General features: G+C 46.6%; 2 protein-coding genes. Both read left to right on the top strand.

Features of this window, described 5'->3' with window-relative positions; all coding sequences use genetic code 11:
* The first annotated feature begins 82 nt into the window (after positions 1-82).
* Positions 83-256 carry a hypothetical protein gene (locus tag ACLUWI_RS10320; protein ID WP_185910560.1) on the top strand — a complete coding sequence of 58 codons (174 nt, stop codon included), beginning with the start codon at positions 83-85 and terminating at the stop codon, positions 254-256.
* A partial coding sequence (gene tnpB / locus ACLUWI_RS10315) for an IS66 family insertion sequence element accessory protein TnpB (protein WP_412147241.1) occupies positions 246-442 on the top strand: 197 nt, incomplete at its 3' end. The genes ACLUWI_RS10320 and tnpB, both read left to right, overlap by 11 nt.

The raw sequence follows: 442 nt of genomic DNA, 5'->3' as shown, positions 1-442 counted from the left end.
GTAAGCACACCATAACAACACGTATTCCAACCACCACATGGACCTTCTATACTTGAGGAAACTCATATAGGAGGTCTTTTTGATGACTCAAAATGAAATCGTTGAAGTCAGCGCCGCTTCAAACGACCGCAAGACTAATCGGCGCGTGCTAGTAGCTTCACTGTCAATTCAGAAGGTGCGGCTTAACATCTACCAAGACGCGGATCCCGTAATGATCGAAAACTTGATTAAACTCCTCGTTGATCATGCTAGTTAATTGGACCCAGCCGAAGCATGTTTTTATCGTCTGCGGCAAAACCGATCTGCGCAAAGGCATTGATGGCTTAGCGGCGGTGGTCGCCGAAAACTATGATCTGGATCTGTTTGATGATTCCCTCTTCCTCTTCTGCGGCACACGCAATGATCGATTTAAGGGACTCTATTGGGACGGTGAAGGATTCAT

It is taken from the genome of Limosilactobacillus mucosae, assembly GCF_046939755.1.
Lineage (GTDB): Bacteria > Bacillota > Bacilli > Lactobacillales > Lactobacillaceae > Limosilactobacillus > Limosilactobacillus mucosae_A.
The sequence above is the reverse complement of the archived record's forward strand: the minus strand, read 5'-3'. Positions and strand labels throughout refer to the sequence as shown.

Excerpts from the sequence above, each read along its gene's own strand:
- ACLUWI_RS10320 (WP_185910560.1), top strand. The coding sequence starts at position 83 with ATGACTCAAAATGAAATCGTTGAAGTCAGCGCCGCTTCAAACGACCGC.